The sequence below is a fragment of the Halococcus sp. IIIV-5B genome, from assembly GCF_003602035.1.
GTDB lineage: Archaea > Halobacteriota > Halobacteria > Halobacteriales > Halococcaceae > Halococcus > Halococcus salsus.
The window spans coordinates 338,131-363,859 of sequence record NZ_QZWE01000001.1; the positions used below are offsets into that span (position 1 = coordinate 338,131).

The window sequence follows — 25,729 nt, forward strand, 5'->3', positions numbered from 1 at the left end:
GTTCGAGTGACACAAGCTCTACAGCGAGAATATCCCATACCTGCTCTGGGTCCTGATATTCGTCGACTGCTTCGATAAGCTGTTTTTGAACTCGCTCGATGAACGCAGGCGTTGATCGCTGTCGACATTCGATTCCCCTTGTACTTGTAGGCGCTGTCGCCATCCATCGGTCACTTTTTCCCGAAAGACTTGGTGAGGGCTCCCGCAGCTGGCTCCAATAGGCACACGATATTCTTCAGCGAGGACCAACTCCTCCGTTTCAGTATCCTCAAGGCAGCTAGGCGGCGAATCACTCTGAGGACGAAACGAACAGTATGGAGATATATCGCCAATAAGCGTCACTCGAACCTATCGCCCATTATATAATACAAGTGCGATAGCATAGAGAACGAACGAGATCACTGCAGCAGTCGTCCGAACGTGATTCCACCATCTCCACCGAGCGCGAACAGTCATCTATTCACTGAGAGATGAGCTAACTGTCCACGTCGCGAGGTAGTCGTTCATCGGGATATAGATCAGCATCGTCACTGCAAGGGTGCCGATGACACAGACGAGAAAATCAATCAAGAACAACTGACCATACCCCTCTGTCCAGACTCCGTCGAAGACCAGGACCGCTACGCCGATCGCCGGAATGACGATCACACTAACGAACGTCAGTCCGAATACTGGATTCTGGATGAGATCGTTAATCGACTGCATCACGGTCGGATACATCGATGCTACTAGCGTATCTAACGCTAGAACCACGCTCACGGAGTAAGCAAAAAAGTCCAGCAATGAGCCTTGCCAGAACGGTTGACACAATGAACAAAAACGTAAGCGTATTTTTCAGAGCACTTCTAATCGGATTGTCAATACGAATCGGCTGACCAAGTCAGATTTGGCGGCGACCGAAATCCACAATCCCCCCCCCAAATTCACGTTTTCTATCCCTCTATTCCCGCTGTAGTCCCATGTTCGACGAGATAGAACCCCATCGAAATAGGTACCGACCGAATCACAGCCCCTCCACATGACGTTTGCTCTCCCTTCCGCCCGCAAGTGCTCATCGTGTGTCATCCACCTTTGGATCGCCACTACAAGGCAATCTCCAACGGTTTTACACCCCGCTCGGCCCCCTCTCGAAGCGGTTGTGATGCCCAACGGCAGGTCCTAAGACGGGGCGTCAGTTCCAGATGAACGCGGTCACGATCACAATCGCTCCAATCATCCGAAAGGAGTAGGGTGAATGCAGTAGCGGACCTGGTTGTGAATCCCGTTCAAAGGAATGTCTCGATACTGCGGGTCGATATTGCCATGCGTGCTGGAGACCCAATGGGGTCGGTGTTGCCGATGGCATCATGGTCTCGTCCGACGACGATCCGACTAACTACCAAGCAGTCATCAAGCAGGGTTTTCCGACGGGCCACTTCAGGGTCGTGACGAGATATGACACCGACGGATCCCGCTTCGAAAACGAATACCGGCGGATACCGACTAAAGACTCGGGACCGAACCAGGTGACCGTACCGATAGCTGAGCGAGTGCTCAATATCTACTCCACCAGAGTATGGACAGCGCAGCAAAACACAGCGCTCTACCGAGCGCTCGCGCACGACAAAATGCACTCTCGACGAGCAAGTGAGTGAAGTGGCTCTCGATGTAGCTCCAAGGAGTAGCTGCTCGAGAGATGCTCTGTGTGCCATTATCGGTGTGGTTATGTGCCCGTCACGGCCCATCGCCCACTGAGTGAACTATCTAGCTGGTAGAGGTCGTTCGTGATACTGTTGTGGGTCAGCACGTTTGGTGAGCGCCCCATGTCTGCTCGTGCGTCATTTCCCCCCTTGTGTTGGCCGCCAACACCCAACGGTTCGCCACGGCTGTATTTCGTATCGGAGCTCCGATAGCGAGGATCGGGTAGTAACCATTTACAAGCGACGAATCGCTGGACGGAAGCCGTGTGTGAACTCTCAGTCCAGTCTACGACCGGCTTGAAGCCGTCTCTCCAATAGTACGGAACACTAGCGTGGGTACTCGTCCAGCGATTAACAGTGTATTCCGTGTGTGAAGGACCCTCTTATCGAAGCCGGTCGCTCTTTTTTCGTCAACTGTCTCCAAATGAGATAGCTCAGTGTTCACTTCTTCGGAGTAGTAGAGGAAGTGTGGGATGATGAGAAAGCGTAGAGACCTCCTTATAGACTCTATAGAGCGTCTCAGAGATAGTATTCTGATTGTGAAAAAGGCACTCTTACTTAGGGCGTAGATGTTATTCAGATTATAATTCTGACGCTGCGTGAGACTGCTGAAAGGGTAAGCGCATCGACTTGCTCGCACTCATTCTCCTAGAATCCGCTGTGAACCCCTATTTCAGACACTACGGTTGCCGTGGTGCGGATCAGGTAGCAATATCAATCGGGACCACACCAAAGGTGATAATATTTCCCTTTCGAACTCTCCAGGGTTGAGAAGGGAAAGCATCGATTCACAGGTTTCGAGTCGTGATTGTATTATGAGCGCGAGAGCGATTCTCTGGTCTCAGAGGTCTCGCCGAGTGTCTTGTGGAGCGCTATTGGTTCGGAATGGCCTGCAACTGCGTGCTCAACAAGAATACTCATAGAAGTCGATAAAAAACCGCGATGGCACAATCAGCCTTCACCAACGAGGACCGTGGAACCGCCGTGTTTGACTACGACGGGAACCAAGTTGGGACCGTAAGCGACGTTCGAGACGGCACTGCACACGTCGACACCAGCGATGGCGACTCGGGTATCCTCGACGACCTCACGGATGCTCTCAGATGGGATGACGACTATGAGACCCACGAACTCCGGAACGACGATGTAGACACTGTTGACGATGACGGTGTTCACCTCCGTCAGTTCTAACGAGGTCCCAGCTCACGTCGATTTCTTTCAAGAAGGTGGGAAACCAACAGACGCTTTGTACAGAACACGAAGCCAATTGGGAAGCGCGTATTCATCGTTCACTCTGACAGAACAAGAATGAAGAAGGCGCACAACCCCTGTTTTGGGTACCACGGTGTGGAGCCAGCGGTGGGGACAACGCTGTCCGTTCAGGACGTAGTCGGATCGTCTACACTCAGCCCCATAGAACTCGTGAGCACGAGTACGACCTCTGTTAGCAATTAGGGTTCAGAAAATAGCCGAGATGATGTGGAAGTTTGTAAGCAGTGTTTCAACCAGTATCGAAACGAACTGTTCTGATCGCTGCGTCGTTTGAGGAGCACATGTGACTCGAAGATGAAAGCACTCACTAGAGGTTATCTCGACGTTTGGCGATGGAAGCCAACTCAACAGGAGACCGCAATCGTGAGGTGGTGAGCAGTTTCTTCGATAGGATCACGAACACACCTCAACCCATCGCCCTACGGGTCCTTGTACACCGGTCTGAGGTCGGTCGCATCCGCGTTGTACCCGAGCCAGACGCTGAGCACCGAGGCCGCACCGACGAGGTACATGGGGAACAGGAGGACGATCGCGTAGCCAGCCAGGTGCAGCGGGATCACGTCGACCGTATGGAGCGTGCCGATCCCGGCGAGTCCGAGCAGTGCCGCCGCTATCATCCCCGACCGGAACGCGCTGTCGGCGGCCGGGCCGGGGGAGCTCTTGAGTGTCGTCATACTATCCCTACGCCATCGAGTCGATAAACGATTGCGAAACGGGCCGTCTACCGGTGTAGCTCGTCCATCGCCCCGATCGAACGTCCAAGATAAATGGGTGACCTATCTCCTCACCAGATTTATGCCGATATGCGAGGTAACCCAGTGTGAACGATCATGTACGAGACGATCCTGATCCCGACCGACGGCAGCAACGAAGCGCGGAAAGCCGCCGCACACGGCATCGAGCTCGCGGCCGCGCTCGGGGCGACGGTCCACACGCTCTACGTGATGGACCTCCCGGGCGTCCCGCGTGCGCTCTCGGTCCGGGACGACGAGGAGACGGTCCGCGAGGAGTACCGGGAGTTCGGCGAACGGGTCACGAGCGAGGTCTGTACAATGGCGAGCAGGGCGGACGTCAAGTGTGTCACCGCGCTCAGAACCGGGACGGTCCACGAGGAGATCGTCGAGTACGCCGACGAGATGGGCCTCGACGCCATCGTGATGGGGACGGGCTACCAGGGCCGGTTCGGCGCGCTGCTCGGCACCGTCGTCGAGAAGGTCGTCCGGATCTCGTCCGTCCCGGTGATCTCGACGAAGATGAACGAAGCCGAATCGCGTCCCTCCGGGGCGTGAGGGAATCGCCGCTACCGATATCGGTCAATCCGGGTTCGAGGTGCCCTCACCGCCATCCGAAATGCCGGTGACGACGTCCTCGCTGGAAGCGGTCACCTCGACGTCGTCCATGCTGTCGATCCGACTGATCTGCTCCTTGAACGCCTCGGATTCGAGGATCGTGTACTCGTTGTCGAGACCGAGATAGACGGTATAGCACATCAAGAGCAGGATGAACGCAAAGGGCAAGCCGGTCGAGACGGCGGCGGTCTGCAACGCCGTGAGCCCCCCGCCGGCCAACAGCACCGCCGCGACACCGCCCTCGCTGAGTGCCCAGAAGACGCGCTGGGCCCGCGGGACGTCGTGTTTTCCGCCGGAGGTGAGATGGTCGATCACCAGCGAGCCCGAATCGGAGGACGTGACGAAGAAGGTTATCACGAGGAGCGTGGCGACGATGGTCGAGATCGCCCCCAGCGGGTACTCCGAAAGCATCGAGAACATCGCGATCGACTGTCCCTGCGTGTTGAGCGTCGCGAGGATGCCGGCTCCGGCGATCTGGGCGTTTATCGCGCTCCCGCCGAACGTCGACATCCAGACGAACGAGAAGATCGACGGGAGGAACAGTACCCCCATGACGAACTCACGAACCGTCCGCCCCTTCGAGATCCGCGCGATGAACATCCCCACGAACGGTGACCACGAGATCCACCAGCCCCAGTAGAAGATGGTCCAGCCACCGAGGAAGTCCTGTGCGGGTTGCCCCGCGAACGCCCCCGTGAAGAAACTGAGACCGGGGAGACTCACGAGGTACGTACCGAACGCGTTGGTGAACCCGTTGAAGATGTAGAGCGTGGGGCCGACGACGATCACGAACGAGAGAAACGCCAACATGAGGTAGAGGTTGATGTTGCTCAGCCGCTTGACGCCGCCCTCGAGCCCCGCCGCCACCGACGCGGTCGCGATGAGCGTGATACCCACGATCAGGGCCACCTGGCCGAACGTCCCGGTCGGGAAGCTCGCGCCGAACAGGTCACCCGCGATGACGTTGAAGCCCCTGCTCACCTGTGTGACCCCGAGCCCGAGCGAGGTCGAGAGCCCGAAGAGGGTGGCGAACACCGACACGAGGTCGATGACGTGGCCCGGCCAGCCGTAGATGCGCTCGCCGAGCAACGGCCAGAAGATCGACCGGAACGTGAGTGGCAGTCCCCGATTGAACGAGAAGAAGGCCAGCCCCAGCCCCACGAGCGCGTAGATCGCCCACGGGTGGAGCCCCCAGTGGAAGAACGCCTGTGCGAGGGCGGGACCCGCCGCGGCGGCCGAGCCCGCTTCGATACCGTTGCCGGCGAAAAAGGGCGGCACGCTCCCGAAGTAGGTGACCGGTTCGGCCACGCTGAAGAACATCAACCCGATACCCATGCCGGCGCTGAACAACATCGCCATCCAGGAGAAGGTGCTGAACTCCCTTTCGGCTCCGACACCGCCGATCCGTATCTTGCCGTACTTGCCCACCGCGAAGTAGACGACGGTGACGATGAAGACGTTCACCACGAGGATGTAAAACCAGCCGAAGTAGTCGTTGATACCGTTGAAGATGGCGGTGTAGATCGACGACGCCTCGTTGCCGAGCAGGAGGGTCGCCGCCACGAACGCCACGATGACGACCAGCGCGACGGGAAAGACGACCGGGTGGACGTCGAAGCCGTATCCCTGGTAGTTTGTATCCCCCGGTTCCCGGTCGGAGTCGGGGTGGAACAACTCCACTTGGAGCCCGTCCGACATCTCGCCCGCCGTGGTGTCGCCCTCGGCGTCAGCCATGCTGCCCCCTCACCTCGGATCCGTGGTCGACTGGATGGGGATCGCGCTGCTGTGTCGCCGCGTCGGTCGGGGATCGATGGATCATGTGATTCTCACCTTCGTGATGGTCGGCACCGTCGAAACCGCGCTGGCCTCGGCGCATTTCGGCGTCCCAGCGGAGCGAGCTCGTCTGCCTCACTCCACTGGTGCCGTGTCGTTCGTGACTTTTTGCCGTGCTGAACGTTGTCACGAAAGGAGATAAATATTGCCGCCGATGACTCGGTTCATTTCTTACCGCGATTTTGGCGTGATTGGAAGCCAGTCGGTTCCACTGCTGACCGCCGTCCTCCGTTCTTCCCGCCGCGTGCGGACCATCGGATAGGTCGGCAGGACAGTGAACACCGGGTTCGACTGACTTAGGACTCCAAACCGCTCCGGAGTATCCAACGATCGTCCTTCACGTCGATCGGCGGCGGGCACTGGACCAGGTGGGAGTCAGCTGTTGTCGCATGGGCGTTTCGAAGGCGGTCGTCCGATCCCGAGCCGATGTTGTGTGAACGCCAACATGCTCATACCGCTACGGATACTACATTTACCGAAAGTGGTAGTACACGTGGCCCTCGTGGGTTGTGGGGAGTCTGAGAACTGATGCGGAGACGAAACTATCTTCGAGTGCTCGGGAGCCTCCCGTTCGTCGCTGCCGGCGTCTCGGGCTGTCTCTCCGGGCGTATGAACGGACCAGCGGAACGAGCGCTCACGGCCGACGCGATCGGTGAAGCCTGGACGTATTCGGACGGGGGCTCCCCGGTAGTCACCGAGAGCGGAACGATAACCGCGAGCTACCACGCCGACGAACCGTACCCGCAGACCGTCAGGCTCCGTTTGTGGCCCTGTGAGGGTGAGACGCTCGACGCACTCGGTGGGACGTGCTCGCTGGGGAACCTTCCGGACCAGATGCGAGCGAACGAGAGCGTCACGACGGCGGATGGCTCGATCGGTGAGACCGCCTTCCTCTGGTGGACCGGCACCGTTACCGATATCGAGGTGGTCACCGCGAACCACGTCTTCCGCCTCACGCATACGGCGCTCAGCGGGACGGATTCGGCTGCTGACCCGGAGATACCGCCTCAAGACGACCGAATCGAGACGGTCACCAGGATCGCTCAGCTCCAGACAGACAAGATCGACCGTCTGACCTGAACACGACGAAGGAATGCTCGCCACCCGGGTGGACCGCTCTTCGACGTATCTAAGTTGTGCACGCAACTAACGGTCCTATGGATGGCGTCAACGTCGCTCGAAACGTCTCGCTCGCCGGCCGCGCACTGAGCGCTCGGATCGAGCGCGGGCTCGCACCGTACGGGATCGGTCGTGGCGAGTATCGTGTCCTCTTCGCGCTCTACAGCGAGGAGGGGGTCCCGCAGAAAACCCTCGCCGAACGACATCACCTCCACAAGGGCGTGATCGCACACGTCGTACGCAGACTCGAGGAGAAAGGGTACGTCGAGCGCCGGACGGACCCCACGGACAAACGCCGGAAGCTCCTCTTTCTCACCGACAAGGCCGAGAATATCCGTCCGGAGATCGAGGAGCTCAAAGCCACGGTCGACGCCGAAGTCGTCGACGGACTCACCGAAGCGGAGATACGGGCGCTCGAAGCCGGATTGCAGACCGTCAGCGCGAACCTCGGCGTCGACCTTGAGGCGAATCCGGACGTGAACTGATGGCCGGATCGAGCGAAACGATCCACTCCGGATCGAAGGCAGGGGGTTCGGTTCTCCCGCGGTCCCCAGAAACCGCGCTCTGGGTCATCATCGCCTCGGGGACGCTCACCGTGATGGCGGGGGCGATCCTCGGTCCCGTGGTCAACGGGATCCAGACGGGGCTCGGGGTCTCCGGCTCGCTTGCAGGACTCATCATCACGACACACGGTCTGTTCATCGTCCTCGCCAGTCCGGTCGCCGGGTCGCTCATCGACCGGTACGGGCCGCGGCGGCCGTACATCCTCGGACTCGTGCTCTATGCGTTCTCCGGGGGAGCCGGACTCGTCGTCGGTTCGTTCGAACTGCTTCTGGTGTCGAGGGCGTTTCTCGGTGTCGCGGTCGCGTTCGTCTACACCTCGATCACCGTTCTGATCTACAACCTCTTCGAAGGCGAGCGAAAGGACCGCGTGATGGGACTCCGCGGGAGCGCGAACAGCCTCGGGGCCGCGGTCTGGCCGCTCGCAGGCGGTGTGCTCGGGACGGTCTCGTGGCACCTCCCGTTCGGCGTGTACGTCCTCGCACTCCCGCTCGGCGTGCTTGCCTACGTTACGGTCCCCGAACCCGCGATGGCCGCTGCGCCGGACGACGGCGACCGATCCGCTGACGGGATGCGTGGTATCGCACGAGTGTTCCTCGACACACCGGTCTTGCCGTTCGTCTACGGACTGTACTTTGCAACGAACGCGTTGCTCTATACGATCACCATCTACTATCCCCAGCTGCTGTCGGGATTCGGTATCTCCTCGTCGTTCACGATCAGCCTCTATCTCGCCGCGCTCGGCGTTGCGGGCGGCGCGAGCGCGTACTTCTACGACCGGATCAAGCGCCGGTTCGACTACCGACAACTGACGCTCGCAGCGCTCGTCCTCTGGTCCATCGGGTTCGGTATCGCCGGAATCGCCTCGACGCCGGTGCCGGCCGTACTCCCCGTCGTGTTGTTCGGGCTCGGACAGGGGCTGGTCTTCCCGACCGTACTGCTCTGGGTCGAAGAGCTGGTTCCGGCCGACAAGCAGGGCCAGTTCAGCTCCTACGTAGCCATGGCGGGATACATCGGCCAGTTCCTCTCGCCGGTGCTCTTCGGGGTCGTTGCCGGACCGTTCGGCGTCAGAGGGGTGTTCGTCGCCGCGGCGCTCTTCGCTGGCGTCGCACTCGTCGCTACTGGCGTACGGTATGCCGCTTCCAGTTCCGCGTAGACTGCCCCCGACGCAACGGCTAAGTTGTGTGTGCAGCTAATAAGTTGTGTGAGCAACGAACCACGGCCGTCGCGATCGCCACCGGATGAGGCGGCCAACCGAACGCCGTCCCTGTTCGACGCGGTCGCTCTCGGCCCGAACCTCCTCTCGAATCGGATGGTGATGGCCCCGATGACCCGCGCACGGATGGCCGAAAACGGGGTTCCGGGACCAATGAACGCCGAATACTACCGACAGCGGGCCTCCGCGGGGCTGATCGTTACGGAGTGTACACAGGTTTCACCGAGCGCCCGAGGAACGACCTACAATCCGGGGATCCACACCGAAGCTCAAATCGATGGCTGGCGGAAGGTGACGAATGCGGTACACGGGAAGGGCGGGAAGGTGTTCCTCCAGGTCTGGCACAGCGGGCGAATGTCGCACTCGGCGATGCAAGACGGCGATCAACCGGTCGCGCCCTCGGCGATCCGTCCCGATGGGGAGTTCCACGGCCCGGACGGAAAACAGCGATACGAAACACCCCGAGCGCTCGAAACCGAGGAGATCCCGAGAATCGTCGAGACGTTCGGGACGGCCGCCGAAAACGCCCGCAAAGCGGGGTTCGATGGGGTCGAACTCCACGGTGCCTTCGGCTACCTCCCTGCACAGTTCCTGAAATCCGGGACGAACGAGCGAACCGACCGGTACGGGGGATCGGTCGAGAACCGCGCACGGTTCACGCTCGACATCGTCGAGGCGCTCTCGAACGCATGGGAGTCGGATCGGGTCGGCATCAAGCTCTCACCGTCGAACCGCCAATCGGGGATTTCCGATGCCAACACGGAGGAGACGTTCGGTTATCTCCTCGAACGGCTCGACGGGATGGGGCTGGCGTACATCCACATGATGGAACCGAATCCGGGCGACCGCGAGATCGGGGTGCAGATCGAAGAGCCCACGCGGACGTTCAGACCGTCTGCACCGACGACGGCGATGATCGCCAACGGTGGTTTCGTGAAGAACTCCGCCGAGCGCATCCTCGCCGATGGCACAGCCGACCTTGTTTCGTTCGGGAAGTCGTTCATCGCGAACCCGGATCTCCCCGCCCGGTTCCGACAGGGCGCACCGCTCAACCGACCGAACCCGGAAACGTTCTACGCGGGTGGCGAACAGGGCTATACCGACTATCCCGCTCTCAGCAGTTTGTCAGAGTAGGACCTCACGGACACCGTTCTGTCGGCCTGAGCGGCACCGTTTTTCGGCGTCGATGCCCTGGACGTCACGCCGAACCGACTGTGACCCATGGGACTGGTTGAACAAGAAAGCATAGAGAGCGACCGATAGCCCTTCTAAGGACGTCTCAGAGGCGAGGTCCTGACCGCGAGATCGTCGCTTGAGCGATCCTCGCTTACCGGGTAGCGTTCGGTCTGTGGGCACGGGAACACCACCGCGATCACCGCTACGCTTTTACTTCGGCGAGCGTACCTGAAGAATAGAGGATGAGCGAGTTGGATGGATTATCCAGGGGGGCTGGGAAGGAGCCGTTCTTCGAGGCTCCACAGAGCGGTGGGCTGGTGGCGGTCGATCCGATCGAACGGCACCGCTACATGCTGTCAACACGGGAGAGGGTGCAGCCGAAGCCAGCTACGACGGAGGACTTCCGGTTCCCGGTCGATACCGCCGTCTCGGTCCGTACCGAAGCCATCTCGCTCCCGAGCGTCGTCTCCGTGCACGTCCGCGACGAGGAGGGAGCGCCGCTGTGTGAAGCGGAGCACTTCGCCTTCGAGGAGTTGCCCGCCGGTCGGTACACGGTCGAGCTGAGTGCGCCGATCAAGCTCTATCTCCTGGTCGAGAGTCCGATCACGCTGCATGCCACCGCCGAGACCATGCGCATCGAGTTCGGCGAGGAGACGGCGGTCGTGGTGGGAGCGCGGTCACACCACGACCAACCGGCAGCGACGGTGACGACGACGTCGGACTCCGAGGACCTGATGCGGGCGGTCTCGACGTTCGGTTCGGCCCTCAAGACGGTGAGCCCGGAGCGGTCGTTCCCGACGCTGCGGGGCCACCCCCCGCTGGTCGAGCTCGGGGACGAACTCGACCTCGCGGGGCTCGAACCGCCCGATTCGGGTGTCGTCATCGAACTTCCAGCCGACCGCCGGATGATACTCATCGCCGCGCCGCTGGCGTACTACCTCGGTGCCCGTCTGGTCCCCGGCGACGAACCGCTCCTGCGAGCCGACACCGGTTTCCAGTACGACCTGGATGGCCCCCTGGGGTTCGAACGGACCGTCGAGCGCACCCTGAAACAGGTGTTCTTCCTCGACTGTCTCACGCGTACCGAAGGGCTCTCTCCTGTGGCGGTTCACGAGCGAGGGGCGCTCGAAGGCGACCTCGAACTCGACTTCGCCGCTCTGTACGACCGTTCGTTGGCCGACCAACTCGAGACCTATCTCGCCGTTCCATTCGAGACCCTCGAAGCCCACCTCCCGAAGTGGAAGCTCACCACACACGTCGAACCAACGGCGTCCAGCGTCGAGATGCTCCCGTTCGCCGTCAACGACCTCGCGATCGTTCGGTGTGGCGAGACGACGAACGCACCGAACCCCGCCACGGCAGGGGTCATGGAGGGTGACGGAGCGCCAATAGCTGAATCGGCTCGACGCGAGAGTTTCACGCGGAGTGCGAGTTCGGGAACCGTCGTCCAGCCCGAGGACACGTTCGTGGAACCGGAACTGGACGATTCGCTGGAGCAGATGTGGGTGGGCGAGGGGACACCCGTGAACGCGAGCAAGGCCGCCATCGAAGCCTACAGGCATCACCTCGACCGGACACCGACGGCCGGTGACATCGGGATAACGGTCGTCTGCAACGACGCGACGATGGACGAAGAGCGTGACTTCATCAACGAGGTCTACGGTGAGCGCGACGAGCTGCCCTTCGACATCACCGTCGAGCGCGAGCTTACGACCGCGGAACTGAAGGCGGTGCTTTCGTCCCGGACCGATTTCCTCCACTACATCGGGCACGTCGACCCCGAGGGCTTCGAGTGCGCGGACGGCAAGCTCGACGCGACGACGTTGGAGTCCGTGGGTGTGGACGCGTTCTTGCTCAACGCGTGTCAGTCCTACCGCCAGGGCATGGCCCTCATCGAACACGGGGCCATCGGCGGTATCGTTACGCTCAGCGACGTCCTGAACTGTGAAGCGGTCAGGATCGGCCGGACGCTCGCACGCCTCCTCAACTGCGGGTTTCCGCTCCGGCCAGCGCTCGACATCGCGCGTGACGAGAGCATCATGGGCGAGGAGTACCTCGTCGTGGGCGATGGAACCCTCTCGATCGCACAAGCCGAAAGTCTGACCGCGAACCTACTGCACATCGAACGCAACGGCGACTTGTTCGATCTGACGTTCAGTGCGTACCACACGTCGAGAACCGGGATGGGAACGTTGGTTATACCATATCTGGACAATAGCGAATACCACATCTCCACTGAGGATATTCAGGAGAAGGGTCTCACGAAGGACGAGCTCATGGATTTCTTTTCGCTCTCGGACGATCCTGTGAAGATCGATGGAAAGCTACGGTGGAGTTCTCAGATCGGCGCTGACGAACTATAGATTTACGGGCCGGCGTAGGCACCACTATTGGCCGCTGCTGCACTGCCCGCCTGTGATAGGAGGACCATCAGGCCGAACAGCGCGGCGAGGGTTTTCGGGTGGTTCTGGAGGTACGTCCGGAGTTCGTTGGTATCGGACATTGCGTTTTACCGAAGGCACGCCCTCGATATGAATATTTTCGAATAGTTATGATATGAACTGAATTGGTTTTTCTCGTAACATCATAGAGATTTCCGATTGAGACCTTCGACATGCCCGATACATGGCAATACACCCCCGCAGAATCGTGCTCCTCAGGGTCACCGGCCGGGTCGAAAGCGCAGCGCAACCAACGGTCGATGGCCTAATCCGACGACGGACGGACTATCGCGGGTCGCCACGGAGGGGCAGTGCCTCCCCGTTCGTGGCGGCGCTTCGTTGGGCCGTCTCGATGATCCGTTGGGCAGATCGGCAGAACGCCGGGTCCGTCGGTCCGGTGAACGATATCTCGTTTTCGAGACAGTGGACGAAATACTGCACGAGGTTCGCGTGGGGCGCTTCGAGCGGCTCCGGTTCGACGACGTAGCCGTCCGGCGACTCGGACGTCTGCACCCGGATCGGGCTCCCGTGCTGACGAGTCGTGATGGCCCCCTCGGTCCCGACGACCTCGTAGCCCTTCGCCGGTGTCGAATCGTGCTCCCAGGGGTGCGTTGGCATCCGAAGCGAGGTCTGAAAGGTCGAGAGACCGGTCTCGTATCGACAGACGGTCACGCTCTGGCGGTCGACGTCGGTGTCGCCTGTGGGGTGGGTGTGTGCCGAGACGGCTTTCGGGAGCTCGCCGTCTCGAAACCACGTCGCGAACGTCGCGCCGTAGCCGAGGTAGTCCAGCAGGGAGCCACCGCCGGATTCCGTCTCGTAGAACCAGCTGTCATCCGGCGGCGCGCCCGCGTTCCCCCCGTAGTACTGGATCTCGACGATCTCCCCGATCGTGTCGGTCGTGAGGAGTTCCCGGAGCGTTTGATGGACGGGGGACCAGGTCACCGGCCAGTTGACCGCGAGCCGTCCGTCCGAGTTCGCCGCCGCGTCCAGCATCCGGTCGGCGTCGGCCAACGAGCGGGCGAACGGTTTCTCGATGGCGACATGGATGTCGTGAGCGAGGACCCGTTCGACGAACCGGGGGTGCGCCGAGTTCATCGGCCCGCCGAGCACGATGTCCGGTTCGAGGGCGCACAGACAGTCTTCGAGGTCGTCGTAGCACCGGTCGGAAGACACGTCACGGTCCGCAGCGGCCGCTTCAAGCGACCCGGTGGAGGTCTCCGGGGTCTCGTCGCAGAGCCCGACCACCTCGGCCCCGGGGTGGTCCGCAGCCCACGCGAGATTGGTGTTCATGTGCATCTGGTCGAAGTTCGCGCCGACGATGCGCCAGGTCATATCCGCTTGGGCCCCTCCAGGGACATAACGTATCGTATCCGCGAGCCACCGATCGTTCCTGACTCGGATGGGAGCGTTCCACCAGCTTCGCCGTCGTCTTCAGGCTCCGGACACTCGGCCGGAGATCGGCTGGGAAACCGGATCCGAATACTGATGTGGAGCGGGTTTGATGACCAACGAAATGGTTTGGTGCCCGGTTCGTGTCGAGAAGCGATCGGTCCGTGAGCTGCCGACGAACCGACGGGCCGTTCGGCGGGGAGGGAGCCGACGATGAATCGCCGCTCCCTGCTCGTCGTTCTGGTGGTCCTGTCGATACCGCTCGCCGGCTGTAGTTTCCTCTCCCAGGCACCCGAGGACACCTCGACGGCGGCTCCGACGGCGACCGACGCGGGTGGACCGGCGAACACCTCTACCGCGACCGCCGCAGCGGCTCCGGGGACGCAAACAGCGGGGACCACGACGGGGGCGGGAACGTCCACATCAACGGCAACGTCGACCGGAACGACGACTGGAACACCGGTTGACACCCCGACACGCACGTCTACATCGATACCGACCGCTACGTCAACGTCGACACCGACACCCACTGAGACACCGACGTCCACGGCAACAGAGACGCCAACACCGACCGCCACGGAGACAGCGACTGCGACTGCAACGGAGACACCGACGCCGACGGAGACGCCAACCGCAACGGCGACAGCCACACGGACGGAGACGGCAGCGGAGACGGATTCGTCCCGTGAGGGCTGGTACAACGTAACCATCGTCGCGGACGGGTCGGGCGGCTCGTACTACCGAATGTATGGGGGAAGCGGGCCGGATATCGAACTGGGAGCGGAGGCCGATACCGACGACTCGGCCAGTTACGAGGACCGAGTGATCCTCGACGACCCCTACTACGCCGAAGGGTTCGTCGGGGACAACGGGGTCGATAGCTATCAGTACAGACCGACTGTTCTGGACGACCCCTCCCTCAGCTTCGTCAACGATGGCGACGTTCCGCTGCAGGTCTATCTCGATGGAGAGCTCTACGAGACGGTGTCACCGGACCAGGGAACCGAGAACGAACGCGTCGACCCCGAGGCACCGTCGACAGGGCAAAACACCGTCAGAGTCGAGGCGGTCGGCGAGGGAGCCTCGAACTACACGCTCTCGGCCGGAGAGGGCGGCACGGCTGCGTTCTTCTACGAGAGCCGGGCGAACCCCGGGACGACGGCCGAGAACCCCGATTACACGGGGTACGTTTCGGGTGCATACGGCTTCGTTGGGTCAGGTGGTGTCGATACGTACTCGTCGGACGGCCTGCTCTACAGCGCCGAGAACAACGGCACAGCGACACTGAGGATCTACCAGAACGACGAGTTGTGGGCGACCCTCGAACCGGGAGAGAGCGAGGAGTCGTCGAACCAGTGACCCGTGGCTGCCGAGAGAGACGGGGCGAAGCCCCGCCTCCGACGTGTGAGAGGAACGGGATCGGGACCAGCACCTTCTAGCACTGCCCCAGACGGAAGCGGTGTGGTCCACAGCTGCGACGAATTCGAACGAATACGACCGTGACCGGCATGGGTCCCGTTATCTGCGTGCGAAGCGGAGCGGGACCAGTATGTCGATCGGTGTCGCGGTCCCCCTTCAACTCCCGTCGGTCACGACCGGAATGGTCGTCGTCTTCGCGATCACCCTGCTCGCGTTCGGGCTGTTCGCGACCGAGCGCGTTCCGGTCGACGTCACCGCGCTGATCGTCATGGTCGCGCTGATGGTGCTCGAACCGTGGACCCGGATCTCCGTCGAGGAGGGCGTCGCGGGCTTTTCGAACAGCGCCACGATCACCGTCCTCGCGATGTTCATCCTGAGTGCGGGCGTGAGTCGTACGGGTGCGGTCCAGCGCCTCGGCGCACGAATGGCGACCTTCGCCGGCGACAACGAGCGACGGCAGCTCCTCTCGGTGATCTCGGTCGCGGGCCTTCCGTCGGGGGTGCTGAACAACACACCGATCGTCGCCATGTTGATCCCGGCCGTCTCGGACCTCGCACGCGAGGGCGGGACCTCGCCGTCGAAGCTTCTGATACCGCTCTCCTACGCGTCGATGGTCGGCGGGATGCTCACGTTGATCGGGACCTCGACGAACCTCGTCGCGAGCGACGTCTCCGCACGGCTGCTCGGCCGTCCGTTTTCGATGTTCGAGTTCACGGCGCTGGGGGCCATCGTCTTCCTCACCGGGGCCGGATATCTCTTGCTCGTCGGTCATCGGCTCATCCCCGAACGGATCGAAGCCACCGACGGACTGCTCGCGGAGTACGAGATGGGCGAGTACCTCACGGAGGTCGTCGTCACCGACGGGTCGCCGCTCGTTGGACGTCCGGTCGAAACGGTCGACGGGGCGTTTCCGGCCGACGTCGCCGTGGTTCGGCTGCTCCGCGACGGTCGAGAGGTCGACGATTCGACCGCCGAGACGTCGATCGACGATGGCGATACGCTCATCGTTCGTGCCCGTCCCGACCGCATCCAACGCCTGATCTCGACCCAGGGGTTGTCCATCACCCCCACGGACGTCTCCGAGGCAGCCCTCGACGACTCGTCGGATGGGGCTGCCGGGGGCCCCGGAGAGGGAAGTCGCGACTCCGATCCGGTCTGTGGACCGCGAACGTTGGTCGAGCTCGTGGTCCCGACCGGGTCGTCGTTCGTGGGCGAGCGGATGACCGGGACGCCTCTCGAACGCGAGTACGACGTCGATCTCCTCTCGGTCCGGCGTGGGAACGACCTCCTCCACAGGCGGATCGAGGGCCTCGTCCTCGACCGCGGGGACACCCTCCTCGTCCACGCCCCCACGGCGACCCTCGAACGGATGGCGGCCGACCCGAACGTGATCGTCGCGCGCGAACTCCCCAACCGGGAGTACCGGCGCGCGAAGCTTCCGCTGGCGGTCGGGATCGTTCTCGGCGTAGTGGGTCTCGCCGCGCTCGGCGTGCTCGATATCCTGGTCGCCGCGCTCGGGGGTGTGGTCGCGATGGTGCTCGGGGGTGTGCTCAAACCCGACGAGCTCTACGACGCGGTCGAGTGGGACGTGATCTTCCTGCTGGCGGGGCTCATCCCGCTGGGGACCGCGTTCACCGAGACCGGGGCCGCGACCCTGATCGGCGGGCTGGTCGCCGAGAGCGCCGTCTACCTCCCGGCACTCGGTGTCCTCTGGGTGTTCTACGTCATTACGGCGCTCACGACCGCCGTGGTGAGCAACGCCGGAAGCGTCGTCCTCCTCGTTCCGGTCGGGGTGGCGACCGCCGCCGAGATCGGCGCGAACCCGTTCGCGTTCGTGCTCGCCGTGACGTTCGCGGCGAGCGCCGACTTCATGACACCGATCGGGTACCAGACCAACCTCCTCGTCTACGGACCCGGTGGCTACCGGTTCACCGACTACACCCGTGTCGGCGCACCGCTACAGATAGTGCTCTCGGTCGTGACGGTCCTCGGGATCGCGACGCTCTGGGGAATCTGACACCCTCTTCAGCACTCGTCGAAACTTGCCACCGCTGGCACGAAGGCTATCCAGAACCGGACCCTCGAACGAACGAGAGGCATTCGTATGAGTACAACCCATCCCACAGCACAGAGGTTCGCGGTATGAGCGTCCGTGTCGACCGCTCTGCGGCGGAGAAGGGCCAAGGACCGAGCCTTGGCGACACCCGCCAACGGCTCGAAGGCGCGCTGCAGCAGTCGAGGGGAGGACCGAGGTCGAACGACGGGACTACCGAGACGGCTATCGCCGATGTCGCGCTCGAAGCGGGGGAGCTACTGGAACGGGCGGACCCCGGCATCGCTGCGCTGCGAGAGTGGCTTCGAGGGAACGGCTCACTCCAGGACTCCCAGGAGGAGATCGACGACCTCCGAGTGGTGATCGAGGCGGCGACCGACCTCCTCGAAACGGTCGACGTCGCCGCGCTGCCGGACGCCGTCGAACTGAGTGGGCTACCGTCGGCGATAGAAGGAAGGGAGGTTCCCGGAGCAGTCGTCGCTGGGAAACCGACGGACTCGGTCGACTTCGGGCGGCTCACCGAACTCGTCGACTACGGGAAGCTGCTTCAGGTGGTGGACCTTCGGGCGTTGATGAAAGAGAAAGCGGAGCTCGACGACGCGCTCCTGAACGGTCTCATCACGGACGAGAGCGATTCGGAAACGGAGGAACAAGAGAGTGGTACCGACCTCTCCCCCCAGGACGGCCTCCAAGCGGCGTACGAAACGGCTCACGAGAAGAGCGGCGCGCTCGACGAGAAGGTCGGCGGCAGCGAGGGAGGTTCGCCGAGTAACTCGACGACGCACTCGACGGTCCCTTCGAGCAGACCGGATATCGGTGGCGCGACACGCTTTTCGACCGTCCCCAGTCGGTGACGGGACTATTGGTCTGAACACCTGGTGAGCTCGAAAGTGCAACCGACGACGTCCACTCGATGTCCACCCAGCGTTCACATGGAGGGGGATGTCACCGCTCGTCCACACCGGCGACGTCCGTCACCCGGAGTTCGCCGTCGGTACGCGCACTCACGTCGCCCGGGTGGAGCGGGAACGTCTCCTCGGAGACGTCGTTCAACCCGAGTTCGGCTTTCACCGCATCGGTGATGTCCGGGTCAGCGTCGACGTGAGCGACCCCGTCCTCGACACTCACGACGACACCGACCGTCGCGCCGTTCGCGTTCACGACGTCCTTTCCGATGTCGTCCTCCGTGAGTTTCTCCGTACTCATGAGGCATGGCGTACGTTCCGGAGGGCCATGCCGTTTGCGGCCCTTCGAGGAGCCGTCCCTTCGCTCGAACCCGCATCCGCGCTCCACCCCGTCCGGCGCTCCTTGCGTGGGCAAGCAAGACGTGTTTGGTTACGTATAGCATGGTCGATCGGTATGGAGATCGTCGTCTGTCCGGAGTGCGGTGCCGAAACGGATTACGGGGAGCCGGAGCGCCCGCGGTCGGACCAGAACGCCATCCCGTGTGCGAACTGCGGGGAAGTGCTCGTCCTGGAGTGAGTCACCCAGCTGCTCGTCGGGACCCAACGAGCGGTCGCGGTACCTACGGGGCATCCGGCCGACGAGGGAGTATCTGCCCCCAGACGTACTTATCGAGGAGCCGAACCCTGAGCGGGTCCTCGACCTCGATACAGCACGAGAGGCGGGGATAACCGAACCGAGCAGCCGCAGCATCGTGCCAGTGAGTCGGCTCCGGAGCCGGATCGACCTCGACGGTGCAGGTCGCACACAGACCCCGCCCGCCACAGTTGGCGTGTTTCGATACCGCTCCGTAGACGGGGAACCCGTGCGCCAACAGCGTATCCCGGAGATTCTCACCACGTCCGACCTCGATGGTCGTCTCGTCGTCGTCGGTGACGACCGTCACGGGGATTCGCTCGTCCATGACCTCGATACGGGTTCGAACCACGTGAACACCACCGTCGGATTGGGCCCCCTCGCTCCGGACGGTATCAGGTGAGAGGACGATCCAGTGGCGCTATCGAACGGCGGACTACTTCGCCAGTCGTTCGTAGACGGCCTCGACGTCGACCATCGGCTCCGGATACTCCTCGCCGAGTTCGACGCCGTACATCTCCTGTTGCCCATCCGAGAGCTGCCACGGCTCGTGGCAGGCGTCGGCGGGCAACCCCCCGAGCGCCGGGAGCCAGCGGCGGATGTACTCGGCATCCGAGTCGTAGCGCTTGCCCTGATCGAGAACGTGGAAGTAGCCGTCCCGCGAGTCGTTACCGACGCCGGCCTGGTAGGCCCAGTTGCCCCAGTTCGAGCAGACGTCGTAGTCGACGAGTCGCGCCTCGAAGTACGCCGCTCCCCGCCGCCAGTCGAGTTCGAGGACGTCCGCGAGGAAACTCGCCACGTTCTGCCGGCCACGGTTCGACATGTATCCCGTCCGATTCAGCTCGCGCATGTTGGCGTCGACGAACGGGATACCGGTCTCACCGGCGGCCCACCGTTCGAAGGCCGTCTCGTCCCTCCGCCAGTTCTTCTCGACACCTCGGATCCCCGTCGGCGTGAAGAACGCCGCACCGTGCTTTTCGAACTGGAAGGTCATGTAATCGCGCCAGAGCAATTCGAACACCAGCCAGTAGGTCGACTCGTTGGCGACGCGCTCGTGCTCGTACCGCTCGACTGCCTCGTAGACACGGCGAGGTGAGAGACAGCCGAGCGCGAGCCACGGCGAGAACTTCGAAGAGTAGTCGGGCCCGAGCAGTCCGTTGCGGGTCGCCTTGTACTCGCGCAGGTGGTCGCCCTCCCAGACGTACTCGTCCAATCGCTGGAGGCTGGCGGTCTCGCCACCCTCGAAGTCGAGGACCGCTCGGTCGTCGGGCGCTCGTTCCGTGTCGTCCGACGCCAGTGGCGTCGGGATAGCCGTCGGGTCGGGTTCGGAGTCGCCCTCGAAGAGCGTCACCGCGAGATCGTTCGGTGCCGGCGTCTCGAACGTCTCGCGTACCGTCGCCTCGTTCTCGACGGTCTTTCGCCACGGTGTGAACGTGTCGTCGATGCGATCGACCTCGACGGGGAGGTCGTCGATGTGGTAGAGCGTCTTTCCCCAGACCCGGTGGTGGTCGACGCCCCGTTGGTCGAGCCCGTCGACCACTGCGCTCTCGACGGCGCGCTCCTCGGTCGACGGCGTCGTCTGATAGTAGACCGTCTCGGCCCCGTACTCGTTGGCGAGACCTGGGAGGAGTTCTTCGGGGAGTCCACGCCGAACGAAGAGGTCACCGCCGTGCTCCCGGAACGAGCGCTTGAGGTCTCGAACGCTCTCGACGAGGAATCGCGTTCGATGGGGGCCGGTCTTCCGGAGCCCGAACATTGTGGTGTCGAACTCGCGCGGGTCGAAGCAGTAGACCGGGAGCACCTCGTCGTGGGTGTCGACGGCCCGCGCAAGTGCCTCGTTGTCGTGAAGACGGAGGTCGGTCCGAAACCAGACGATAGCAGCGTCACTCATCGATCTGCAGGAGGCGATCCGGAACCATCAACTCCGCCGTACCGGCAGCGAGGACGAGGGGATGCCGCTTCGAGAGCGCCGCCCGTTCACTTGTCGAGCGTCGGGTCCTGGACCTCGTCGGCGTCCTCGGCGAGCCGAACGCGCGCGGCCGGATGCTGGTCGGGGCCTTCGACGATCTCACCGTCGTTTCTGAGGTCCTCGATACGTGCTTTGACCGCGTCGGGGTCGGTCCGACCGACGACGGCGACGATGTCGATGAGGTCGCTCTCGGGTATCCCCGCCCCGGTTCCCTGGGACCCGAAGGCCTCGAAGTCGTCCGCCTCGTCGCGGAGATATCGGACGTACTCGCGGACGTCCGTCGACCGACCGAGCGCGTCGTGCCAGGAGCCGGGGTAGATGCTTACTCGGTCCGTCCCCAGGGCGTAGAAGCTGTCGGCATCGACCCACGTATCGGCGTCGGTGAGCCGTGCGTTCACCGTTTCGTCGAACGTCCCACGGTCGAAGCTCCCGTCCGCACCGTCGGTGAGCGCCTCCGAGTACGCTGCGACCGTCTCCCGGCTCACGCCCGGCTCCTCGTGCGGGTGGTACGTCTCGATCAGCTTGAGGAACTCCTCGGCGAGCAGGTTCTGATTGCGGTCTTGGGCCTCCGAGATGATGTTCTCGTTGATACTCGTCATCGTACCAGAACACGGGCACAAGGGGAAATAAGGGACCGGATAGCGGTTCGCACGACCGATAGTGATGTCAGGCGTCGCTCTCCGTGTCCGCTGAGGAGAACACGGTGATGCACGCGTACAGAACGAAGAAACTACTCAACGCGAAGACGACACCGAACCCGGCCATGCTGTACGGCGTTTGCGGAAAGGTGAACCCCAAGAACGTCGCCGTGCTCGCCGGGTCCAACCGGCCGAGGTAGTAGCCGACCCCAGCGACGACGAGAACGGTTAGAGCCGCGATGGCACCGAGAATACGCCGTCCGGAGGTGGTCCCTGCCGTCTCGACCATGGAAGAACCGTCGGGCTGGACGGCGATAGCCTTTCGCTCTCGTCTCCCGAGCCGAACACCCGCTCGTCGAGGCCGGGGTACGAAGTGAGACACGATATCCACGCCGAGGGCGGCTCAGTCGTGTCCGTAGATCGCCACCGGATGGTACGGTGCTTCGAGGTACTCGACGTCCGAATCCGAGAGGTCGATGTCGAGGGCGGCCACCGCGGCGTCGAGGTGTTCGATGCTCGACGTCCCGACGATCGGCGCATCGACGTTCTCGTTCTGGAACTGCCAGGCGAGGGCGATCTGTGCCATCGTCGCGTCGTACTCGTCGGCCAACTCCTGCACGCGGTCGTTGATCGCCTCGCTCCCCGGCCCCTCGTGGTACGGCACCCCTTCGTCGAGTTCGTGTTCGCTCCGGGTGGTCGTCGCGAACTCCGCGTGCGGGCGTGTGAGATAGCCCGCACCGAGCGGGCTCCAGGGCATGACCCCGACGTTCTCGCGCCGACAAACCGGGAGCATCTCGCGTTCCTCCTCGCGATAGGCCAGGTGATAGAGGTCCTGCATCGTCTCGAACCGTGCGAGACCGTGGTCGTCCGCGACGTCTAGGGCGTGTTCGAACTGGTGGGCCCACATCGAGGACGCGCCGATGTGGCGGACGTCGCCGCGATGAACCGCGTCGTCGAGGGCGTGAAGCGTGGTCTCGATCGGCGTCGAGTAGTCCCACCGATGGATCTGATAGAGGTCGACCGTGTCCATCCCCAGTCGGTCGAGGGAGTGCGCTAACTCCTGCTCGATGGTCTTCCGGGAGAGCCCGACGGCGTTTCGGTGGTCGATCGCCCCGCTGAAGCGGACCTTGGTGGCGACGACCTGCCGATCGCGGTCGTACTCCGAGAGCACGTTCCCCAGGATCGCCTCGCTCTCGCCCGCGGAGTAGGTGTTCGCCGTATCGAAGAAGTTGATGCCGTGGTCGATGGCGCGTTCGACGAGTTCGCGCCCTTCGTCCTCGTCGAGCATCCAGTCGTGGCCGCTCCCGAAGCTCATACAACCGAGGCAGATCTTCGAGACCTCCATCCCCGTGGAGCCGAGTGTCGTGTATTCCACGCCTATTCGACCACACGAACCAGTATAGTGCTGTCGGACGTTCCGGTAGATCGCCGGTACTCACGGGGAAAAGCGAAGCCCATGACCCACATCGCACGCCGTCCGCCGACCCCGAACACGACGGCGACCACCCAACACCCGTGTTCGGTGGTCTGCTACCGAAGGCGAGTGCGATCACGACGGAACGGTTGCCCTCGGATGGCTCTCTAGCGACGTACAATCCGGTGACGAGCGCGTGGGTCTCCCCGACGTATGAATGGCAATGGGGAAGAGCCCTCCGAGCTTCCCCGTTGGTGTCCAGTTCCCTCGGTGGGTAAACACCTGAGCTTTCACCTGCCACCCATAGCGTCGGCCGGTGGCACGAGCAGGCGGTGGGCTCCCGCAACGGCGAGCCGGGGTCAGAGTTCGGTAGCATCGAGAACCGAGGGTTCTCGAACCGTGCCGCGGTCACCGATCTCATCGATCTTCGACGGGTCGCTACTCGTCGAAGCCCGTTCTTCGCGTGGGTCGTCGGCGTCGCCTTCGTTTACGTGAGCTCCCCGCTGACGGACGTTCCGTTCTCGAACTGCGAGGTGTACGATTGCTGGACGAATCGGCCGTTGTGGAGCAGTATCACCGAATGCGGGTCGGTTCCCGCATAGGGGACGGTGAACTCCAGGCGATAGAACGCGGCACAGCTCGTATTCTGGGGGTTGTCCGCAGCCTGTGGGCTCGTAACGTTGATGAGGAACTGCGTTGGCCCGTTCGTCACCCGCGGCTGATCGAGTGCCGCGCTCGGGCCGCGAACCGGGAGCGCCCCCGCGATCGTGTAGTTCGAACGATGCTGCGTCGGCGCGTTCATCCGCAGCATTCGTATCCCGGGCTGGACGCCGGGGCCACAGTGCACTTCGCTGGGAGTGAAGTCCGTGACGACGAGCGTCTCGGACGACTGGTCGGGGGACGCCCCCGAGTCGTCGACGAAGGGGAATCCAGCGATGCTTCCACCGACCATGAAGACGGTGATCGCGAGAGCGACGAGCCAGACCACACCTCTCGACTTCATACGACAGCCCCGAGGGCGGAAACCCACGAGTTTACTCGTGGGGAGGGTGTCATAAAAGTCTTCACACACCTCCGCAACGACCCGAAAAGCGACGTCTAAGAATCAGCCAATATCACCACTATTCTGGACAGGCAGTAGCGAGGTTCTCTGCTACTAGCTGAACACCATGCCAACCGTTCTATGACACCGTACGTGGGAGGAAGCCCGATCCAATTTGCGTGTTCTGAATGCTGTACCCCTCCGATCGCCCGACTCCCCACCGGGGAGTACCGTTTTCTTTAAGTATCTCACTGACCCGTATGAAGTATGGAGGTTCGGCGCACTGTCCCGGTCAAGCTCGACGTGAGCGACAGTGCCACCGAATCCCTGTTTGCGACGTTCGCCGAGTTTCGCTTCGCCGCGAACCTCGTCGTTCAACGCGCTCGCAACGATGACGGTTACATCGAGACGAGCAAGCAACGCCTTCACGAACGCACCTACGCTGAAGTCCGTGGGCGAACTGACGGACTCACTGCAAACCTCGTACAAGCCGCCCGTTCGCGGGCGGCTGACGCCATCAAAGGCGTCGTCGCACGGTGGTCCGACGGTGAGTACGCCGAACTCCCGACGTTCACCGCCGACTTCGCCGATTACGACAAGCGAAGCGCCACGTTTCACAACGACCGTGTGTCGCTTTCGACGGTGGACGGAAGGATCGAAGCGGAGTACGTCCTGCCACCCAAAACCGACGGGACACCGTTCACCGAATATGTCGAAAACGACGCCTTCGACGTGGCCGGCGCGACACTCCACTACCGCGACGGTGCGTTCTACCTCCACCTCCGCGCAAAGACGGAGATGGACGAACCCGAACCTGCCGAGCACCCAACGGTCCTCGGCGTGGACCTCGGAATCGAGAATCTGGCGGTCACTTCGACCGGTAGGTTCTGGTCCGGCGGCTTGCTCAACCACCGACGAGACGCCTACGAGCGCGTCCGTGGCGGCCTTCAACAGATCGGAACGGAATCGGCGCACCGAACGATGCAGTCCATCGGCGACCGCGAAAGCCGATGGGCGAACGACCTCTTGCACAACGTCTCGAAAGAGTTGGTTCAAGAAGCCGCCGAACACGGCTGTTCGGCTATCGTATTCGAGCGATTGAACGGCATCCGTTCGCGGTTGCCAAAGGCCAAGGAGTTCCATACGTGGGCGTTTCACCGGCTTTTCGAGTACGTTTCGTACAAGACCGAGCCGTTCGGTATTGACACCGTTCAGGTGAATCCGGCGTACACCTCGCAACGGTGCTCGAAGTGCGGCCACACGGCACGAAATAATCGACCGTCGCAAGCGGACTTTTCTTGCGCGAAGTGCGGCTATTCGCTTCACGCTGACTACAACGCGGCGAAGAACGTCGGTCTGAAGCACGTCCGGGCCGGGCAAAAGTCTCGGTCGGGACGGGCGAACCGTCAACTTGCCCTGAAGTCGGGGACGCTGAACACGAGTGGGGAGTTTACCCCCGCCGACACTGTGTCGGCCAGAGTGGGAGTCCACCGACAAGCCAATGACGTTAGCCATTGGTAGTTGACATACCTGCCGGACCGGAGGTGCGTACGGCGAGGTCCGTCGCCGCGTCGCTCGGAGCGGCTCGCGGCCCCGGAACGATTCCCGACGGGCTTTCGG

24 protein-coding genes are annotated in these 25,729 nt (G+C 62.5%); 11 read left to right on the forward strand and 13 right to left on the reverse strand.

Translation table 11 applies throughout. The annotated features are described in order from the left end of the window. Positions 1-456: 456 nt before the first annotated feature. The 3 genes from D3261_RS01565 to D3261_RS01575 form a co-directional block, all read right to left on the reverse strand. Positions 457-720: a hypothetical protein gene (locus tag D3261_RS01565; protein WP_147464868.1), complete on the reverse strand. Its 264-nt coding sequence runs from the start codon at positions 718-720 to the stop codon at positions 457-459. A 1,910-nt stretch (positions 721-2,630) separates the two neighbouring features. Beyond that, the gene (locus D3261_RS20935) at positions 2,631-2,855 is read right to left on the reverse strand and encodes a hypothetical protein (protein ID WP_199693863.1); all 225 of its coding nucleotides are present in this window, start codon (positions 2,853-2,855) and stop codon (positions 2,631-2,633) included. Positions 2,856-3,370: 515 nt separating this feature from the next. Continuing rightward, complete coding sequence (locus D3261_RS01575) at positions 3,371-3,625, reverse strand: hypothetical protein (RefSeq protein ID WP_120068006.1); 255 nt, start codon at positions 3,623-3,625, stop codon at positions 3,371-3,373. A gap of 156 nt (positions 3,626-3,781) precedes the next feature. Between D3261_RS01575 and D3261_RS01580 the strand changes: the two genes are divergently transcribed. Then, entirely contained in the window at positions 3,782-4,240 is a 459-nt protein-coding gene (locus D3261_RS01580) for a universal stress protein (protein WP_120068008.1), read from the forward strand. Positions 4,241-4,264: 24 nt separating this feature from the next. On the opposite strand, the gene D3261_RS01585 is transcribed toward D3261_RS01580, so the two are convergent. Next, positions 4,265-6,034 (reverse strand): BCCT family transporter, encoded by a 1,770-nt coding sequence (locus D3261_RS01585; RefSeq protein ID WP_120068010.1) that lies wholly within the window; start codon positions 6,032-6,034, stop codon positions 4,265-4,267. A 627-nt stretch (positions 6,035-6,661) separates the two neighbouring features. Between D3261_RS01585 and D3261_RS01590 the strand changes: the two genes are divergently transcribed. The 5 genes from D3261_RS01590 to D3261_RS01610 all read left to right on the forward strand — a co-directional run bounded on the left by D3261_RS01590 (position 6,662) and on the right by D3261_RS01610 (position 12,568). After that, the gene (locus tag D3261_RS01590) at positions 6,662-7,213 is read left to right on the forward strand and encodes a hypothetical protein (protein ID WP_233553811.1); all 552 of its coding nucleotides are present in this window, start codon (positions 6,662-6,664) and stop codon (positions 7,211-7,213) included. Positions 7,214-7,290: 77 nt separating this feature from the next. After that, complete coding sequence (locus D3261_RS01595) at positions 7,291-7,737, forward strand: MarR family winged helix-turn-helix transcriptional regulator (protein ID WP_120068013.1); 447 nt, start codon at positions 7,291-7,293, stop codon at positions 7,735-7,737. After that, entirely contained in the window at positions 7,737-8,969 is a 1,233-nt protein-coding gene (locus D3261_RS01600) for an MFS transporter (protein ID WP_120068015.1), read from the forward strand. The genes D3261_RS01595 and D3261_RS01600 overlap by 1 nt, the downstream gene beginning before the upstream one ends. A 48-nt stretch (positions 8,970-9,017) precedes the next feature. Further along, the gene (locus tag D3261_RS01605; RefSeq protein WP_199693864.1) at positions 9,018-10,163 is read left to right on the forward strand and encodes an alkene reductase; all 1,146 of its coding nucleotides are present in this window, start codon (positions 9,018-9,020) and stop codon (positions 10,161-10,163) included. A gap of 284 nt (positions 10,164-10,447) precedes the next feature. Further along, on the forward strand, positions 10,448-12,568 hold the full coding sequence (locus D3261_RS01610; protein ID WP_120068016.1) for a hypothetical protein: 2,121 nt from the start codon (positions 10,448-10,450) through the stop codon (positions 12,566-12,568). A gap of 2 nt (positions 12,569-12,570) precedes the next feature. Here D3261_RS01610 and D3261_RS20230 read toward each other — a convergent pair whose 3' ends face one another. Together D3261_RS20230 and D3261_RS01615 are read right to left on the reverse strand one after the other, a co-directional pair. Further along, positions 12,571-12,708 (reverse strand): hypothetical protein, encoded by a 138-nt coding sequence (locus D3261_RS20230; RefSeq protein WP_199693866.1) that lies wholly within the window; start codon positions 12,706-12,708, stop codon positions 12,571-12,573. 223 nt (positions 12,709-12,931) lie between these two features. Then, positions 12,932-13,978 carry a Gfo/Idh/MocA family protein gene (locus D3261_RS01615; protein ID WP_120068019.1) on the reverse strand — a complete coding sequence of 349 codons (1,047 nt, stop codon included), beginning with the start codon at positions 13,976-13,978 and terminating at the stop codon, positions 12,932-12,934. Between the two features lie 270 nt (positions 13,979-14,248). Between D3261_RS01615 and D3261_RS20555 the strand changes: the two genes are divergently transcribed. From D3261_RS20555 to D3261_RS01635, 3 genes are all read left to right on the forward strand, one after another. Continuing rightward, positions 14,249-15,394, forward strand: coding sequence for an integrin (locus tag D3261_RS20555; RefSeq protein WP_233553812.1), 1,146 nt, complete (start codon positions 14,249-14,251; stop codon positions 15,392-15,394). 241 nt (positions 15,395-15,635) lie between these two features. Continuing rightward, positions 15,636-17,471: an SLC13 family permease gene (locus D3261_RS01630; RefSeq protein WP_394337571.1), complete on the forward strand. Its 1,836-nt coding sequence runs from the start codon at positions 15,636-15,638 to the stop codon at positions 17,469-17,471. A 125-nt stretch (positions 17,472-17,596) separates the two neighbouring features. Then, positions 17,597-18,361 (forward strand): hypothetical protein, encoded by a 765-nt coding sequence (locus D3261_RS01635; protein WP_120068031.1) that lies wholly within the window; start codon positions 17,597-17,599, stop codon positions 18,359-18,361. A gap of 91 nt (positions 18,362-18,452) precedes the next feature. Here the strand turns inward: D3261_RS01635 and D3261_RS01640 are convergent, their stop codons facing one another. Further along, a complete protein-coding gene (locus tag D3261_RS01640; RefSeq protein WP_120068034.1) occupies positions 18,453-18,713 on the reverse strand; it encodes a PRC-barrel domain containing protein in 261 nt (86 codons plus the stop codon). A 153-nt stretch (positions 18,714-18,866) separates the two neighbouring features. Here D3261_RS01640 and D3261_RS20810 point away from each other — a divergent pair, with 153 nt between their 5' ends. Further along, positions 18,867-18,989 carry a hypothetical protein gene (locus D3261_RS20810; RefSeq protein WP_255409174.1) on the forward strand — a complete coding sequence of 41 codons (123 nt, stop codon included), beginning with the start codon at positions 18,867-18,869 and terminating at the stop codon, positions 18,987-18,989. A 43-nt stretch (positions 18,990-19,032) separates the two neighbouring features. On the opposite strand, the gene D3261_RS01645 is transcribed toward D3261_RS20810, so the two are convergent. The 6 genes from D3261_RS01645 to D3261_RS01670 all read right to left on the reverse strand — a co-directional run bounded on the left by D3261_RS01645 (position 19,033) and on the right by D3261_RS01670 (position 24,070). Continuing rightward, positions 19,033-19,374, reverse strand: a complete 342-nt coding sequence (locus D3261_RS01645) for a 2Fe-2S iron-sulfur cluster binding domain-containing protein (protein WP_120068249.1) — start codon at positions 19,372-19,374, stop codon at positions 19,033-19,035. 108 nt (positions 19,375-19,482) lie between these two features. Beyond that, entirely contained in the window at positions 19,483-20,937 is a 1,455-nt protein-coding gene (locus D3261_RS01650; protein WP_120068037.1) for a DASH family cryptochrome, read from the reverse strand. 86 nt (positions 20,938-21,023) lie between these two features. Continuing rightward, complete coding sequence (locus D3261_RS01655; protein WP_120068039.1) at positions 21,024-21,614, reverse strand: hypothetical protein; 591 nt, start codon at positions 21,612-21,614, stop codon at positions 21,024-21,026. 67 nt (positions 21,615-21,681) lie between these two features. Beyond that, positions 21,682-21,942, reverse strand: a complete 261-nt coding sequence (locus D3261_RS01660) for a hypothetical protein (RefSeq protein ID WP_120068042.1) — start codon at positions 21,940-21,942, stop codon at positions 21,682-21,684. A 114-nt stretch (positions 21,943-22,056) separates the two neighbouring features. After that, a complete protein-coding gene (locus tag D3261_RS01665) occupies positions 22,057-23,028 on the reverse strand; it encodes an aldo/keto reductase (RefSeq protein WP_120068045.1) in 972 nt (323 codons plus the stop codon). A 526-nt stretch (positions 23,029-23,554) separates the two neighbouring features. Then, on the reverse strand, positions 23,555-24,070 hold the full coding sequence (locus tag D3261_RS01670) for a hypothetical protein (protein WP_120068047.1): 516 nt from the start codon (positions 24,068-24,070) through the stop codon (positions 23,555-23,557). Positions 24,071-24,376: 306 nt separating this feature from the next. Between D3261_RS01670 and D3261_RS01675 the strand changes: the two genes are divergently transcribed. Next, entirely contained in the window at positions 24,377-25,630 is a 1,254-nt protein-coding gene (locus D3261_RS01675) for an RNA-guided endonuclease TnpB family protein (protein ID WP_120068050.1), read from the forward strand. Positions 25,631-25,729: the final 99 nt, after the last annotated feature.

Bases quoted from the DNA above. Each gene is read 5' to 3' on its own strand.
- D3261_RS01595 (WP_120068013.1), top strand. From the start codon at position 7,291: ATGGATGGCGTCAACGTCGCTCGAAACGTCTCGCTCGCCGGCCGCGCA.
- D3261_RS01660 (WP_120068042.1), bottom strand. From the start codon at position 21,942: ATGGTCGAGACGGCAGGGACCACCTCCGGACGGCGTATTCTCGGTGCC.
- D3261_RS01655 (WP_120068039.1), bottom strand. From the start codon at position 21,614: ATGACGAGTATCAACGAGAACATCATCTCGGAGGCCCAAGACCGCAAT.
- D3261_RS01610 (WP_120068016.1), top strand. From the start codon at position 10,448: ATGAGCGAGTTGGATGGATTATCCAGGGGGGCTGGGAAGGAGCCGTTC.
- D3261_RS20810 (WP_255409174.1), top strand. From the start codon at position 18,867: ATGGAGATCGTCGTCTGTCCGGAGTGCGGTGCCGAAACGGATTACGGG.
- D3261_RS01565 (WP_147464868.1), bottom strand. From the start codon at position 720: ATGTATCCGACCGTGATGCAGTCGATTAACGATCTCATCCAGAATCCA.
- D3261_RS20555 (WP_233553812.1), top strand. From the start codon at position 14,249: ATGAATCGCCGCTCCCTGCTCGTCGTTCTGGTGGTCCTGTCGATACCG.
- D3261_RS01650 (WP_120068037.1), bottom strand. From the start codon at position 20,937: ATGAGTGACGCTGCTATCGTCTGGTTTCGGACCGACCTCCGTCTTCAC.
- D3261_RS01585 (WP_120068010.1), bottom strand. From the start codon at position 6,034: ATGGCTGACGCCGAGGGCGACACCACGGCGGGCGAGATGTCGGACGGG.
- D3261_RS01640 (WP_120068034.1), bottom strand. From the start codon at position 18,713: ATGAGTACGGAGAAACTCACGGAGGACGACATCGGAAAGGACGTCGTG.
- D3261_RS01580 (WP_120068008.1), top strand. From the start codon at position 3,782: ATGTACGAGACGATCCTGATCCCGACCGACGGCAGCAACGAAGCGCGG.
- D3261_RS20230 (WP_199693866.1), bottom strand. From the start codon at position 12,708: ATGTCCGATACCAACGAACTCCGGACGTACCTCCAGAACCACCCGAAA.
- D3261_RS01645 (WP_120068249.1), bottom strand. From the start codon at position 19,374: ATGGACGAGCGAATCCCCGTGACGGTCGTCACCGACGACGACGAGACG.
- D3261_RS01590 (WP_233553811.1), top strand. From the start codon at position 6,662: ATGCGGAGACGAAACTATCTTCGAGTGCTCGGGAGCCTCCCGTTCGTC.
- D3261_RS01630 (WP_394337571.1), top strand. From the start codon at position 15,636: ATGGTCGTCGTCTTCGCGATCACCCTGCTCGCGTTCGGGCTGTTCGCG.
- D3261_RS01575 (WP_120068006.1), bottom strand. From the start codon at position 3,625: ATGACGACACTCAAGAGCTCCCCCGGCCCGGCCGCCGACAGCGCGTTC.
- D3261_RS01635 (WP_120068031.1), top strand. From the start codon at position 17,597: ATGAGCGTCCGTGTCGACCGCTCTGCGGCGGAGAAGGGCCAAGGACCG.
- D3261_RS01615 (WP_120068019.1), bottom strand. From the start codon at position 13,978: ATGACCTGGCGCATCGTCGGCGCGAACTTCGACCAGATGCACATGAAC.
- D3261_RS01670 (WP_120068047.1), bottom strand. From the start codon at position 24,070: ATGAAGTCGAGAGGTGTGGTCTGGCTCGTCGCTCTCGCGATCACCGTC.
- D3261_RS01600 (WP_120068015.1), top strand. From the start codon at position 7,737: ATGGCCGGATCGAGCGAAACGATCCACTCCGGATCGAAGGCAGGGGGT.
- D3261_RS01675 (WP_120068050.1), top strand. From the start codon at position 24,377: ATGGAGGTTCGGCGCACTGTCCCGGTCAAGCTCGACGTGAGCGACAGT.